The organism is Pseudomonas prosekii, from assembly GCF_900105155.1.
Taxonomy (GTDB): Bacteria; Pseudomonadota; Gammaproteobacteria; order Pseudomonadales; family Pseudomonadaceae; genus Aquipseudomonas; species Aquipseudomonas prosekii.
The window spans coordinates 3,119,378-3,133,503 of record NZ_LT629762.1 but is presented as its reverse complement, the minus strand read 5'-3'; the positions used below and the strand labels follow the sequence as shown (position 1 = coordinate 3,133,503).

The 14,126-nt window shown below is 61.7% G+C and carries 11 protein-coding genes; 3 read left to right on the top strand and 8 right to left on the bottom strand.

Translation table 11 applies throughout. From position 1 onward, the window contains the following. The first annotated feature begins 162 nt into the window (after window positions 1-162). The gene (gene ppx / locus BLU01_RS14145) at window positions 163-1,665 is read left to right on the top strand and encodes an exopolyphosphatase (RefSeq protein ID WP_092276420.1); all 1,503 of its coding nucleotides are present in this window, start codon (window positions 163-165) and stop codon (window positions 1,663-1,665) included. A 166-nt stretch (window positions 1,666-1,831) separates the two neighbouring features. Here ppx and ppk1 read toward each other — a convergent pair whose 3' ends face one another. Next, entirely contained in the window at window positions 1,832-4,051 is a 2,220-nt protein-coding gene (gene ppk1 / locus BLU01_RS14140; protein WP_092276417.1) for a polyphosphate kinase 1, read from the bottom strand. An 18-nt stretch (window positions 4,052-4,069) separates the two neighbouring features. Then, window positions 4,070-5,083: a porphobilinogen synthase gene (gene hemB / locus BLU01_RS14135; protein ID WP_092276414.1), complete on the bottom strand. Its 1,014-nt coding sequence runs from the start codon at window positions 5,081-5,083 to the stop codon at window positions 4,070-4,072. A 208-nt stretch (window positions 5,084-5,291) separates the two neighbouring features. Between hemB and BLU01_RS14130 the strand changes: the two genes are divergently transcribed. Beyond that, on the top strand, window positions 5,292-5,924 hold the full coding sequence (locus tag BLU01_RS14130; RefSeq protein ID WP_092276411.1) for a DedA family protein: 633 nt from the start codon (window positions 5,292-5,294) through the stop codon (window positions 5,922-5,924). Here the strand turns inward: BLU01_RS14130 and BLU01_RS14125 are convergent. Further along, window positions 5,905-7,140, bottom strand: coding sequence for a sterol desaturase family protein (locus BLU01_RS14125; protein ID WP_092276408.1), 1,236 nt, complete (start codon window positions 7,138-7,140; stop codon window positions 5,905-5,907). The genes BLU01_RS14130 and BLU01_RS14125 overlap by 20 nt on opposite strands. A gap of 115 nt (window positions 7,141-7,255) precedes the next feature. Here BLU01_RS14125 and elbB point away from each other — a divergent pair, with 115 nt between their 5' ends. Continuing rightward, window positions 7,256-7,924 carry an isoprenoid biosynthesis glyoxalase ElbB gene (gene elbB, locus BLU01_RS14120; RefSeq protein WP_092276405.1) on the top strand — a complete coding sequence of 223 codons (669 nt, stop codon included), beginning with the start codon at window positions 7,256-7,258 and terminating at the stop codon, window positions 7,922-7,924. A 116-nt stretch (window positions 7,925-8,040) separates the two neighbouring features. Here elbB and BLU01_RS14115 read toward each other — a convergent pair whose 3' ends face one another. The 5 genes from BLU01_RS14115 to abc-f all read right to left on the bottom strand — a co-directional run bounded on the left by BLU01_RS14115 (window position 8,041) and on the right by abc-f (window position 14,092). Continuing rightward, a complete protein-coding gene (locus BLU01_RS14115) occupies window positions 8,041-8,496 on the bottom strand; it encodes a YaiI/YqxD family protein (protein WP_092276402.1) in 456 nt (151 codons plus the stop codon). A 106-nt stretch (window positions 8,497-8,602) separates the two neighbouring features. After that, window positions 8,603-10,501 carry an FTR1 family protein gene (locus tag BLU01_RS14110; RefSeq protein WP_092276399.1) on the bottom strand — a complete coding sequence of 633 codons (1,899 nt, stop codon included), beginning with the start codon at window positions 10,499-10,501 and terminating at the stop codon, window positions 8,603-8,605. Between the two features lie 242 nt (window positions 10,502-10,743). Next, window positions 10,744-11,376: a LysE family transporter gene (locus BLU01_RS14105; RefSeq protein ID WP_092276396.1), complete on the bottom strand. Its 633-nt coding sequence runs from the start codon at window positions 11,374-11,376 to the stop codon at window positions 10,744-10,746. A gap of 224 nt (window positions 11,377-11,600) precedes the next feature. Next, the gene (locus tag BLU01_RS14100; protein WP_092276393.1) at window positions 11,601-12,182 is read right to left on the bottom strand and encodes a mechanosensitive ion channel family protein; all 582 of its coding nucleotides are present in this window, start codon (window positions 12,180-12,182) and stop codon (window positions 11,601-11,603) included. Then, on the bottom strand, window positions 12,182-14,092 hold the full coding sequence (gene abc-f, locus BLU01_RS14095; protein ID WP_092276390.1) for a ribosomal protection-like ABC-F family protein: 1,911 nt from the start codon (window positions 14,090-14,092) through the stop codon (window positions 12,182-12,184). Before abc-f ends, BLU01_RS14100 begins: the two co-directional genes overlap by 1 nt. Window positions 14,093-14,126: the final 34 nt, after the last annotated feature.

Genomic DNA, 14,126 nt, shown 5'->3' with positions numbered 1-14,126 from the left:
CGGATAGACCGCGCATGCAGGTTTTACGACTGCTGCGCAGCCGAACGGGGGCAAGCCCCCTCGCCACAGGGGTGCTCTGGATCAAGGCTTTGCGCCGTACGCGTTGGCGCGAGCGTTTGATCGTGGCACGATGTCGAGGTTATCGACCGAGACCCCCAGACCATGCCGCAATCCCAAGCCAAGAATCTGTCCCTGATCGCCGCAATCGACCTGGGCTCCAACAGCTTTCACATGGTCGTGGCCAAGGCCCAGAACGGCGAAATCCGCATTCTTGAGCGCCTCGGCGAAAAGGTCCAATTGGCCGCCGGCATCGACGATGAGCGCCAGCTCAACGAAGAATCGATGCAGCGCGGGCTCGATTGCCTCAAGCGCTTCGCCCAACTGATCAACGGTATGCCGCTGGGCGCCGTGCGCATCGTCGGCACCAACGCCCTGCGCGAAGCCCGCAACCGTGGTGAATTCATCCGCCGCGCCGAAGAAATTCTCGGCCACCCGGTGGAAGTCATCTCTGGCCGTGAAGAAGCACGCCTGATCTACCTCGGCGTCTCGCACACCCTCGCCGACACTCCGGGCAAACGCCTGGTCGCCGACATCGGCGGCGGCAGTACCGAATTCATCATCGGCCAACGCTTCGAGCCATTGCTGCGCGAAAGCCTGCAAATGGGTTGCGTCAGTTATACCCAGCGCTATTTCAAAGACGGCAAGGTCACCCCGGCCCGCTACGCCCAGGCTTACACGGCGGCGCGGCTGGAGATCATGAGCATCGAGCACGCTTTGCATCGTCTGACCTGGGATGAAGCCATCGGCTCCTCGGGCACCATCCGCGCCATCGGCCTGGCGCTGAAGGCCGGCGGCCACGGCAGCGGCGAAGTGAATGCCGAAGGCCTGGCCTGGCTCAAGCGCAAGATGTTCAAACTCGGTGACGCCGAGAAAATCGATTTCGAAGGCATCAAGCCTGACCGCCGCGCGATTTTCCCGGCCGGTCTGGCGATTCTCGAAGCGATTTTCGATGCGCTCGAACTGCAACGCATGGATCACTGCGAAGGCGCGCTGCGTGAAGGCGTGCTCTACGACTTGCTGGGCCGTCATCATCACGAAGACGTCCGCGAGCGCACGCTCAGCTCGCTGATGGAGCGTTACCACGTCGATCTGGAACAAGCGGCGCGGGTCGAACGCAAAGCGCTGCACGCGTTTGATCAGGTGGCCGAGGATTGGGATCTGGACGACGGCGTCTGGCGCGAGTTGCTCGGCTGGGCCGCCAAGGTGCATGAAGTGGGTCTGGACATCGCCCACTATCACTATCACAAGCACGGCGCCTACCTGATCGAGCACTCGGACCTCGCCGGTTTCTCCCGCGAAGACCAATTGATGCTCGCGCTGCTGGTGCGCGGTCATCGGCGGAACATTCCCAAGGACAAGTTTGCCGACTTCGGCAAGGACGGCATCAAGCTGATCCGCCTGTGCGCGCTGCTGCGGTTTGCGATCCTGTTCCACCACATCCGTGGCACCCAGGAAATGCCGCAAGTCACCCTGCGCGCCAACGGCGACAGCCTTGACGTGCTGTTCCCGGCCAATTGGCTGGACGAAAACCAGCTGACCCAGGCCGACTTCGCCCTCGAAGCGGAATGGCTGACGCGCGTGGGCTTCACGCTCAACGTCCGCTAATCCCCGGTAAAAACTTACCGAACACCATCCTGTAGGAGCACAGCTTGCTGGCGAAGGCGATCTCACTGACGCCTTCGCCAGCAAGCTGTGCTCCTACAGGGGGCGGTGGTGGAACAAAAAAAAATGGCGATCCCGAGGGATCGCCATTTTTTATGCCGCGCGAACCTTAACGCACGGCCAGAATCGGGCTGCCGAGGCGTTCCAGCAGGGTTGCCTGGGCGCTGCGGGGGTTCTGGTTGCCGGTCGGGGTGTTGCGGATGTAGCGACCGTCCGACTGCAGACTCCAACTGTGGGTGTTGTCAGTCAGGTAAAGCTCCAGCTCTTTCTTGACGCGCATGATCAGCTTCTTGCCTTCCACCGGGAAGCAAGTCTCGACGCGCTTGTCGAGGTTGCGCTCCATCCAGTCGGCGCTGGAGAGGAACATCTGCTCTTCGCCGCCATTGAGGAAGTAGAACACCCGCGTGTGCTCAAGGAAGCGGCCGATGATCGAGCGCACATGGATGTTGTGCGAAACCCCGGCAATCCCCGGACGCAGGCAGCACATGCCGCGCACCACCAGATCGATACGCACGCCGGACTGGCTGGCCTTGTACAACGCGCGGATGACTTTCGGGTCAGTCAGCGAGTTGAACTTGGCAATGATGTGCGCCGGTTTGCCGTCGAGGGCGAACTGGGTTTCGCGGGCAATCATGTCGAGCATGCCCTTCTTCAGCGTGAACGGCGCGTGCAGCAGCTTCTTCATGCGCAGCGTCTTGCCCATGCCGATCAACTGGCTGAACAGTTTGCCGACGTCTTCGCACAAAGCGTCGTCGGACGTCAGCAAGCTGTAGTCGGTGTACAAACGGGCGTTGGCCGCGTGGTAGTTACCGGTGCCCAAGTGCGCGTAACGAACAATTTCGCCAGCCTCGCGGCGCAGGATCAGCATCATCTTGGCGTGGGTCTTGAAGCCGACCACGCCGTAAATCACCACCGCACCGGCCGCTTGCAGACGGCTGGCCAGTTGCAGGTTGGACTCTTCGTCGAACCGCGCACGCAACTCGATCACCGCCGTGACTTCCTTGCCGTTTCTCGCCGCATCGACCAGCGCATCGACGATTTCCGAGTTGGCACCCGAGCGGTACAAGGTCTGGCGAACCGCCAACACGTGCGGGTCTTTCGCCGCTTGGCGCAGCAGGTCGACCACTGGCGTAAACGACTCGAACGGGTGCAGCAGCAGAATGTCCTGCTTGCTGATCACGCTGAAAATGTTCTCGCTGTTCTGCAGCAGTTTCGGAATCTGCGGCGTGAACGGCAGATATTGCAGCGCGCGCTGGCTGTCGAGGCCAGTGATGCTGAACAAGCGGGTCAGGTTGACCGGACCGTTGACCTGATACAGCTCGGTCTCGTGCAGGTTGAACTGCTTGAGCAGGTAATCGGACAAGTGTTTCGGGCAGGTATCGGCCACTTCCAAACGCACCGCATCACCGTAACGACGCGAGAACAGCTCGCCGCGCAGCGCACGGGCCAAGTCTTCGACGTCTTCGGTATCGACCGCCAGATCGGCGTTTCGGGTCAGGCGGAACTGGTAGCAGCCCTTGACCTTCATGCCCTGGAACAGGTCATCGGCGTGCGCGTGGATCATCGACGACAGGAACACATAGTTGTCGCCCGAACCGCCAACCTCTTCCGGCACTTTGATCACGCGCGGCAGCAGACGCGGCGCCGGGATGATCGCCAGGCCGGAGTCGCGACCGAAGGCGTCGATGCCTTCGAGCTCGACGATGAAGTTCAGGCTCTTGTTCACCAGCAACGGGAACGGGTGCGTCGGGTCGAGGCCGATCGGGGTGATGATCGGCGCGATTTCGTCACGGAAGTAACGACGCACCCAGGTTTTGATCTTGGTGGTCCAGTGCCGACGACGGATGAAGCGGACCTGATGTTTCTCCAGTTCCGGCAACAGAATGTCGTTGAGGATCGCGTATTGGCGATCGACGTGGCCGTGCACCAGTTCGCTGATCCGTGCCAGCGCCTGATGCGGCTGCAAGCCATCGGCGCCCGCCTGTTCGCGGGCGAAGGTGATCTGCTTCTTCAGGCCGGCGACGCGAATCTCGAAGAACTCGTCGAGGTTGCTGGAGAAAATCAGCAGAAACTTCAGCCGCTCGAGCAACGGGTAGGACTCATCCAGCGCCTGTTCCAGCACGCGAATGTTGAACTGCAGTTGCGAAAGCTCGCGATGGATGTACAGGCTGCTGTCATCCAGGCCGGGAATGGCAATCGCCGGGGCGGCATGCGCCTCGTTTGGCACCGCGGGCGCAGAGGGCTCCAGCTCCGGTGGGGTTTCGGCGATTTGCTCGACCACGGGTTGAGCCTCTTTTACAGCAACTTCAGTGAGTCCTTCGGTATTCATGGAATGTTCCTGGGAGGGCTATTTTTGCTCTCGTAACAATTGAGCAGCGCGCACGGCAAAATAAGTCAGGATGCCATCTGCGCCTGCACGTTTAAAAGCGGTCAGGGATTCGAGAATAACCCCTTCGCTCAACCAGCCATTCTGGATTGCCGCCATGTGCATGGCGTATTCGCCGCTGACCTGGTAGACAAACGTCGGCACTTTGAATTCTTCTTTGACCCGGTAAAGGATGTCCAGATACGGCATGCCTGGCTTGACCATGACCATGTCCGCGCCTTCTGACAAGTCCGCCGCCACTTCGTGCAGGGCTTCGTTGCTGTTGGCCGGGTCCATTTGGTAGGACGCCTTGTTCGCTTTGCCGAGGTTCAGCGCCGAACCCACCGCATCGCGGAATGGGCCGTAATAGGCGCTGGCGTACTTCGCCGAGTAAGCCATGATCCGCACATTGACGTGATCGGCCAGCTCCAGCGCTTCGCGGATTGCCTGGATGCGACCGTCCATCATGTCCGACGGCGCGACGACTTGCGCGCCGGCAGCGGCGTGGGACAAGGCCTGCTTGACCAGCGCATCGACGGTGATGTCGTTCTGCACGTAGCCTTCTTCGTCGAGAATGCCGTCCTGGCCGTGCGTGGTGAACGGGTCCAGCGCCACGTCGGTAATCACTCCCAGTTCCGGGAAGCGCTCACGCAGGGCGCGGGTGGCGCGCTGGGCGATGCCGTCCGGGTTCCAGGCTTCGGCGGCGTCCAGCGATTTCAGTTCTGCCGGGGTCACCGGGAACAGCGCCAGCGCCGGGATCCCCAATTCGACCCATTTGGCCGCTTCTTCGAGCAACAGATCGATGGTCAGACGTTCAACGCCGGGCATCGAGGCGACTGCTTCGCGACGGTTTTCACCGTCCAGCACGAACACCGGCAGGATCAGGTCATCGACGCTCAATACGTTTTCACGCACCAGTCGACGCGAGAAATCATCACGACGGTTGCGACGCAGGCGGGTTGCAGGAAACAAGCGATTGGCGGGGGTAAAGCTCACGGCAGACTCCTGAGCCCGCGCTGGCAGGCGAGCGTGACAGTTATAAGCGGCCATTATGACGAACAGATGACAGTTGTGCTCAGCCCTGTGACGCGTAGCCGCATTCCATTGTCCGTGTAGGAATTGTTCACGTCGAGACACATTTGGACACTTTCCTCAATGTGTCTGAAGGGTTAGGCTGCGCGTTCATTTCGCCAGCACCCAGACAATGCTCCAACAATTTCTGCATGACTTCGGCTACTTTGCCCTTTTTCTCGGCACGTTCTTCGAAGGCGAAACCATCCTGGTGCTCGCGGGCTTCCTCGCGTTTCGCGGATACATGGACATCAACCTTGTGGTTGTCGTGGCGTTCTGCGGCAGTTATGCCGGCGATCAGCTGTGGTACTTCCTGGGGCGCAAGCACGGGCGCAAATTGCTTGCGCGCAAACCGCGCTGGCAATTGATGGGCGACCGCGCGCTGGAACACATCCGCCGCCACCCGGACATCTGGGTGCTGAGCTTCCGGTTTGTCTATGGTTTGCGCACGGTGATGCCGGTGGCGATCGGCCTGTCGGGTTATCCGCCGGGACGTTATCTGCTGCTGAACGGGATTGGCGCGGCGATCTGGGCCAGTGCCCTCGCTGCCGCGGCTTATCACTTTGGCGCGGTGCTTGAGGGCATGCTCGGCAGCGTCAAGAAGTACGAACTGTGGGTGCTCGGCGCGCTGCTGGTGCTGGGCCTGGGCCTGTGGATCCGTCGGCGCTTCAAGAATGCTCGTCTGGCGAAGAAGATCTACGCCGACGAGCAAGCGCTGAAAGCCGAACAGGCGCGGATCGAAGAAACTAAGACGCCAGCCGAGTGAAGCGGTTTCTGCAGCAGTAGAGACCGATTGCGCTGAGCAGACTGTAGCTGAGCAGCGCGACCCAACCCACCGCGCTGGCCGGCCACAGCCCGACCAGCGGCGCCAGCCACACCAGCGGCACGTTCAATGCCAGGCGCAACAGCTCCAGTTTCCACGCCCACGGGCGATTCTCCAGGGCCACGCCCAACGTAAACAGCCCCAGCGCCACGGCACTCCAGCCGAGCACCAGCGCGGCGGTCGGCAGGCTCGGTTCCAGGTTCATCAAATAGCTGCCCAACGCGATGTAGACGCAAAACTGCAGCGCCACGTAGATTTGCTGGCGCGCGTCCAGCGGCACTTCAAATTTGCGGAACTGGCTCAGGTCGGGTTTGCTCATCGGGTACTTCGCGGCGACGTCGGCCGGGCGCCAACCGGTGCGCATGAACCAGATGCGCAGCTTGTCCCACTTGCTCTCCGCGCGTTTCGCGTCCTCCCACAACTGCGCATAAAACTGCACGTTGGCCCACAGCGGATTCCAGCTCGCCAGCGGCGTGGTCACACCGAAAATCACCGGTTCGTTATCGTCCTCTTCCTGGAACGAGGCAAATAGACGGTCCCAAATAATGAACACCCCGCCGTAGTTGCGATCCATGTAGAGAGCGTTCTGTGCATGGTGGGCCCGATGATTGGATGGCGTGACGAAGAACCACTCGAACCAGCCGAGCTTGGGAATGTGTTTTGTGTGCACCCAGAATTGGTACAGCAGGTTCAGCGCTGCAACGCTGACGAACACCAGCAGCGGCACGCCAAGCACGGCCATCGGCAAGTAGAAGATCCAGCTCAGGAGAAATCCGGTGCTGGTCTGGCGCAGGGCGGTGGAGAGGTTGTAGTCCTCGCTCTGATGATGCACCGAGTGCGCGGCCCAGAGGATGTTGCGCTCGTGGCCCATGCGGTGCAGCCAGTAGTAGCAGAAGTCGTACAGGACAAAGGCAAACAGCCAGACCCAAACGCTGTCGCCGTCGAGTTTGAACAGGGCCAGATGCTCGAGCGCAAAAGCATACGTCAGCAGCCCCACGCCTTTGGTCAGCAGGCCGGTAGTGGTCGACAACACGCCGGTGCTGATGCTGTTGATCGCATCGGCGAGACGATAATTGCGCGTGCCGCGCCAACGGTCGGCCAGCAGTTCGACGGCAATCAGCACAAAGAAAAACGGCACCGCGTACAGAATGAAGTTCATGACGTGCCCTGAACGGAATCCGGATCACAGATCCTAGGTGTAGCCGCGAATTAACCCTATGGCAACGAGTGACAAATTAGTGGACATTTAACGCCATGAATCTGGAGAAAAGCCCATGAGCAAAAAAATTGCAGTGATCCTTTCCGGCTGTGGCGTATACGACGGCGCCGAGGTCCACGAAAGCGTGATCACCCTGCTGCGCCTCGACCAGCGCGGCGCGCAGGTGCAGTGCTTTGCGCCGAACATCGCGCAACTGCATGTGATCAACCACCTGACCGGCGAGGAGATGCCGGAGTCGCGCAACGTGCTGGTGGAGTCGGCGCGCATCGCTCGCGGCAACGTCAAGGACCTGCGCGAGGCCAGCGTCGAGGACTTCGATGCGTTGATCGTGCCCGGCGGTTTTGGCGCGGCGAAAAACCTCTCGAACTTCGCTGTCGAAGGCGCAGCCTGCACGGTGCAACCTGAAGTGCTGGCGTTGGCCGAGGCCTTCGCCGAAGCGAGTAAACCGGTGGGTCTGATCTGCATTTCGCCAGCGCTGGCAGCGAAGATCTACGGGCCGGGCGTGACGTGCACGATTGGCAATGACGAGGAAACAGCGGCGGCGATGAACAAGATGGGCGCCACGCACACTGAGTGTGCGGTGGGCGATATCGTCGAGGACAAGGCGCGCCGGTTGGTCAGTACACCGGCGTACATGCTCGGCCAGTCGATCAGCGAAGTGGCGACGGGGATCAACAAACTGGTCGACCGCGTGCTCGAACTGACCCACGAAAACGACGCCTGACCCCGTTCAACTGTGGGAGCGAGCTTGCTCGCGATAGCGGACTTTCAGGCAACATTATGTCGACTGATGCGACGCCATCGCGAGCAAGCTCGCTCCCACAGGGTTCTCGGTATGGATCAGGGTTTGCGGGTCAAGCGGGTGAGGATCCGGTCCAGCGCATTGGCGAACGCTTGTTTCTCGCGCTCACCAAACGGCGCCGGGCCGCCGCTCATCTGGCCTTGTTCGCGCAAGTCGGTGAACAAATTGCGCACCGCCAGCCGGTCGCCCATGTTCTGCGCGTCAAACTCCTTGCCGCGCGGGTCGAGCGCCGAAACGCCCTTCTTCACCAGCCGGTCCGCCAACGGCACATCGCTGCAAATCACCAGCTCACCGGGCACCGCGTGCTCCACCAGGTAATCGTCGGCCGCGTCCGGGCCGCTGGGCACCACAATCAGTTTCACCAGCGCCAGAGCCGGCTTGATCTGCGGCTGACCGGCGACCATCACCACTTCGAACTGGCGCTTCAAAGCGAACTTCACCACCAGATCCTTGGCCGCCCGAGGGCAAGCGTCGGCATCGATCCAGACACGCATTGTGTTTCTCCTGTTAAAAGCATCGCGGGCAAGCCTTGCTCCCACAAATTACACACGAACCTGTAGGAGCGAGGCTTGCCCGCGAACATGAGCGCAGCGAATGCCTTCAGGAAACCGGCACCCGCCGCTTCTCAGCCATCCGGCTGCGACCATACAACACTGCAATCGCAATAATCGCCAGCGCTTGCGCGCTCAACGAATACGCATCGGCGTGAATCCCCAGCCAATCGAAATCGAAGAACGGCACCGGTCGCGTGCCGAACACCCCGGCCTCCTGCAACGCCTTCACGCCGTGCCCGGCGAACACCACCGACAACGCGCAGAGCAACCCGGCATTGATCCCGAAAAACAACGCCAGCGGCAGTTTCGCCGAGCCGCGCAGGATCACCCACGCCAGCCCGATCAGCAACACCAGCGCCGTCGCCCCGCCCGCCAACACCGCGTCATGCCCGGCGGGACCGGCCTGCAGCCACAGGGTTTCGTAAAACAGGATCACTTCGAACAATTCGCGATACACCGAGAAAAACGCCAGGATCGCAAACCCCCAGCGCCCGCCGCCGCCAACCAGGCTGCTCTTGATGTAATCCTGCCACGCCGCCGCGTGCCGCCGATCGTGCATCCACACGCCCAGCCACAGCACCATGACGCTGGCGAACAACGCCGTGCAGCCTTCGAGCAATTCACGCTGGGCGCCGCTGACGTCAATCACATACGCCGCCAGCGACCAGGTCGCCAGACCGGCCACCAGCGCCAGTCCCCAACCAACGTTGACGCTGCGCACCGCCGACTGCTGGCCGGTATTGCGCAGGAACGCGAGGATCGCCGCCAGCACCAGAATTGCTTCCAGACCTTCGCGCAGCAGAATCAGCAGGCCGGAAATGTAGCTCAACGACCAACTCAAACCATCGCTGCCCAACAGTCCGGCGGATTCTTTCAATTTGCCTTTGGCGGCGTCCAGGCGCTGCTCGACCTGTGCGATCGGCAAGCCGTCCTGCAACGATTGCCGGTACGCCATCAGCGATTTTTCGGTGTCTTTGCGCACGTTGGCATCGACGTTATCCAGCGAACTTTCGACCAGTTCAAAGCCTTCCAGATACGCCGCCACCGACAGGTCATAGGCCTGATCGTGCTCGCCGCCACGGTAAGCAGCGATGCTTTTATCCAAGGTCGCTGCGGTGTAATCGAGCAACTGCGCCGGGCCACGCTTGACCTGCGGCGGTTGCGCCCGTTGCGCGCGGAACGTCGCCAGTGCTTGCGGGCCTTCAGCGGCGAGCACTTCGGCCGGCGTCTGCCGCGCCAGATCGGCGATGTTGTAAGTCTTCGCGGATTTCGCTGCCGCCGGATCGGCGCTGAAACCGGCAATGTAAGTCGCCAGATCCCAGCGCTGCCGGTCATCCAGTTGATCGGCGAAGGACGGCATATCCGTGCCTTCGACGCCTTGGACCAAAGTGTTGTAGATCGCGTACAGGCTCAAGCGATCCAGCCGCGCCGCATCGCGCAGATTGGCTGGCGGCGGGGTCATGCCGACGCCCGCCGGGCCATCGCCCGCGCCTGCATCGCCGTGACACACCGAACATTGCTGGGCATACAGCGGCGCGCCGCGCGTCGGATCCGGGGTGATGATCGGCGCCTGGCTGACCTCGTAGGCCACCGCCAATTTCGCCCCGAGCTGCCGCGCCTGCCGCGCAACGTCGGCGCCGTCCTGATGTGCGGCGATGGCTGCGCGCAAGTTGCTCACGCCTTTCTCCAGATCGTCGCGCTCCGGTTTGTCCGGCAAATCGGCGATCAAGCCTTGCAGCACACCGAGAAATTCCTGCTGCTCGCGGTATTCCGACTCATCGATCACCTTGCCCGCCGCGACCGTCGCCGGGTAATCGGCGCCGATGTAGTCGAGCAAATGCAGGGCTTTCGGCGCGCCCTCAGCGGTCTCGGCCGAGGCGTTGAGGCTGCAAAACGCAATAACCGGCAACACGAGCCACGCCAGCAAACGGGAAGAGGCAATCATGAATGAGTCTCAAGGGGAAATACGAAGTTACATATTGTTCACTTCGAATGCCTTTCACTCAAGCTTTGTTGGTCGCTCGGGAGGTGAGATATCAAGTGGCAGGACAACTGAGGTGACGGGGTTCGCCCCGTTTGGCGCGGCTGGGAGAGGGGTGGATAGCGGTTGCTGGACAGCAGACCGCGTCGCACCCCGGCGCGAGCAAGCTCGCTCGCCACAGGGGGTACGCGGTGATGGGGCGGGTTTTACACCACCGCTTTGCGCAACGTTGCCATGAACGCCGCGGCGCCGATGAACAGGCCGGCGAAGGTTCGGTTCATGCGTTTCTGCTGTTGCGGCGTGCGCAGCATGCGCAGCACTTTGGACGCGAGCCCGGTGTAACCGGCCATGACGATCAGGTCGACGCAGACCATGGTCACGCCGATGATCAGGTACTGCGCCAGCAGCGGCGCATGCGGATCAATGAATTGCGGCAGCACCGCGAGCATGAACACCAGCGCCTTGGGGTTGCTGATGTTGACCAGAAAACCACGGAACATCAGCGCCAACGGTTTGCCGATCTGCCGCACCGCCGCGTCGTCGCTCATGTCGCTGGGCAGCGCGCGCCATTGTTTGACCGCGAGGTAAACCAGGTACGCCACGCCGAACCATTTGATCGCATAGAACGCTGTGGCCGATGCCGTGAGCACCGCGCCGACACCGGCGCCGACAATCGCAATCTGCACCGCCAGACCGATTTGCAGTCCCAGGGCATTCCAATAGCCGCGCCAGAAACCGTAGCGCAGACCGCTGGACATCGACGCAATCGCGCCGGCACCGGGCGACAGGCTGATGACCCAGCAAGCGGCGAAAAACGCCAGCCATGTTTGAAGCCCCATTACACACCTCGACTCAGACTCGTGACAGACGTCTAAGCTAATGCTGGATTTGCCGGATGACTACCGATTTTTGCGGGATAAGCCAATGAACAGGGCGGGCGGCGCCATCGCGAGCAAGCTCGCTCCCACATTGGATCTTCAGTGAACTGCTTGTTTCTGAACAACTGAAAACCACTGTGGGAGCGAGCTTGCTCGCGATAGCGGCCTGTCAGATAACCGCAGGCCTACTTCTCAAACCCGCTTGAAGGCAACACATCCGTCCCCCGCCACCGCCGAACCGAGCGCTGGAAGAACAGGCTGTTAGGCACTTGCACCATCACGCTGCCGGTCCCGGCCGCTTCAACTTCGATCAGCGTGGTGAACAGCAGATTGATCGCCACCACCCGGCCCTTGACGCCCGGTTTGTCGAGGGTGTCCACCAACTCGACGACATCACCGATACGGAACGGGCCGACGGTGAAGATCAGAATGGCGCACAGCAGATTGGAGAGCACGCTCCACATCGCGAAGAATGCCACCGCCGCGACCGCGACGAACCCGGACAACGCGGTCCACAGCACCGTCGCCGAAACGCCGAGACGGCCGAGCACGAATATCAGCGCGCTGCCCATGATCAACCAGCGCAACACGCCACGCAGCGGCAGCAGCAATTGCGGCGGAAACGGGTAGCGCTCGCCGAGGCGCGTGAGGCAGCGGGCGACGAATCGCTGGGCGGAATAACCGGCCAGCAGAATCAACAGGATTTGCACGACGAGCCAGATCGGTTCGACCCACATTGCCGGCAGCGGCAGCGTGAAAGCCTCCATCAGGACAGCGCCTCCAGCTCCGCTTGCATGCTTTCCAGCAATTCCAGCGCTTCCATCCACGACTCTTCAAGCTCGCCTTCACGCACCTTGAGTCGGGCTTGTTCGGCCAGCAGATCGCGCAATTCGTTCTTGCGCGCCGGCTCGTAGATATCGCTGTCGCCGAGGCTGACATCGATCTTCGCCAGTTTCTCGTGCAGCTTGCCCAGCTCGGCTTCGAGCTTGTCGGCCTCGCGCTTGTGCGGCGCCAGTTGCTGACGCAACGCAGCAGCGGCCTGGCGCTGGGCTTTCTTGTCGGTCTTGTCCGGGTTGACCGGGGTGTTGCTGACCGGCGCATTCCGTTGGCGATAGTCGACCAGCCAGCGCGTGTAGTCTTCCAGATCGCCGTCGAACTCTTCGACCTTGCCGTCCGCCACCAGATAGAAATTATCGGTGGTGCTTTTGAGCAAATGACGATCGTGAGACACCACCAACACCGCGCCGCTGAATTCCTGCAGCGCCATGGTCAGCGCCAGACGCATTTCCAGGTCGAGGTGGTTGGTCGGTTCGTCGAGCAGCAACAGGTTCGGCCGGCCCCAGGCGATCAACGCCAGCGCCAGTCGAGCCTTTTCGCCACCGGAGAAGTTCAGCACCGGCTCATCAATGCGCGCGCCACGGAAGTCGAAACCGCCGAGGAAATCGCGCAAGGTCTGCTCGCGCTCGGTCGGCGCCAGGCGCTGCATGTGCAGCAACGGGCTGGCCTTGGAGTCGAGCGAATCCAGCTGATGCTGGGCAAAGTAGCCAACAACGGTGTTCTCGCCACGGGTCAGTCGGCCGGACAGCGGCTCGAGTTCACCGGCAAGGTTTTTGATCAGAGTCGATTTACCGGCGCCGTTCGGGCCGAGCAAACCGATGCGCGCGCCGGGGGTCAGCTGCAATTTGACCTTTTCCAGCACCGCGCGCTCGCCGTAACCCAGACGGGCGTCGGAGATGTCGATCAGCGGGCTGGAGATCTTGTGCGACTCGCGAAAGACGAAGTCGAACGGCGAATCGACGTGCGCGGCGGACAACTCTTCCATCCGCTCCAGCGCCTTGATCCGGCTCTGCGCCTGACGGGCCTTGGTGGCCTGGGCCTTGAAGCGGGCGATGTAGCTTTCCATGTGCGCACGTTGCGCTTGCTGCTTCTCGTAGGCCTGTTGCTGCTGGGCCAGACGCTCGGCACGCGCACGTTCGAAGGCGCTGTAGCCGCCGCGATACAAGGTGATTTTGCGTTGATCGACGTGGGCTACGTGATCGACCACGGCATCGAGGAAATCCCGGTCGTGGGAAATCAACATCAGCGTGCCGGGGTAGCTTTTCAGCCACTCTTCGAGCCAGATGATGGCGTCGAGGTCCAAGTGGTTGGTCGGTTCGTCGAGCAGCAGCAGGTCCGATGGACACATCAACGCCTGCGCCAGATTCAGACGCATCCGCCAGCCACCGGAGAAATCTCCTACCTGACGATCCATCTGATCGTTGGTGAACCCCAGACCTGCGAGCAATTTACGCGCCCGGGCATCGGCGGTGTAACCGTCGGCGCTGTCGAGTTCGGAGTGCAGGCGCGCCTGAGCGGCACCGTCATGCGCCGCTTCGGCGGCGGCGAGGTCACGTTGTACCTCGCGCAGGCGCAGGTCGCCATCGAGCACGTAGTCGACCGCGATCCGATCGAGCGTGTCGATCTCCTGGCGCATGTGGGCGATGCGCCAGTCGCCCGGCAGCAAGCAGTCACCCGAGTCGGGGTGCAGGTCGCCGAGAAGCAAGGCGAACAGGCTCGATTTGCCGGCGCCGTTGGCACCGATGAGGCCGGCTTTGTGGCCGGCGTGCAGGGTCAGCTCGGCGTCTTCTAGCAGACGTTGCGGGCCACGCTGTAAAGTCAGGTTCTGAAGTCGAATCATAATGGCGGCGGAGTCTACCAGCTTCGCTCGCAAC

Coding starts and splice junctions, on each gene's coding strand:
- ppx (WP_092276420.1), top strand. CDS start 163: ATGCCGCAATCCCAAGCCAAGAATCTGTCCCTGATCGCCGCAATCGAC.
- ppk1 (WP_092276417.1), bottom strand. CDS start 4,051: ATGAATACCGAAGGACTCACTGAAGTTGCTGTAAAAGAGGCTCAACCC.
- BLU01_RS14130 (WP_092276411.1), top strand. CDS start 5,292: ATGCTCCAACAATTTCTGCATGACTTCGGCTACTTTGCCCTTTTTCTC.
- BLU01_RS14125 (WP_092276408.1), bottom strand. CDS start 7,140: ATGAACTTCATTCTGTACGCGGTGCCGTTTTTCTTTGTGCTGATTGCC.
- elbB (WP_092276405.1), top strand. CDS start 7,256: ATGAGCAAAAAAATTGCAGTGATCCTTTCCGGCTGTGGCGTATACGAC.
- BLU01_RS14115 (WP_092276402.1), bottom strand. CDS start 8,496: ATGCGTGTCTGGATCGATGCCGACGCTTGCCCTCGGGCGGCCAAGGAT.
- BLU01_RS14110 (WP_092276399.1), bottom strand. CDS start 10,501: ATGATTGCCTCTTCCCGTTTGCTGGCGTGGCTCGTGTTGCCGGTTATT.
- BLU01_RS14105 (WP_092276396.1), bottom strand. CDS start 11,376: ATGGGGCTTCAAACATGGCTGGCGTTTTTCGCCGCTTGCTGGGTCATC.
- BLU01_RS14100 (WP_092276393.1), bottom strand. CDS start 12,182: ATGGAGGCTTTCACGCTGCCGCTGCCGGCAATGTGGGTCGAACCGATC.
- abc-f (WP_092276390.1), bottom strand. CDS start 14,092: ATGATTCGACTTCAGAACCTGACTTTACAGCGTGGCCCGCAACGTCTG.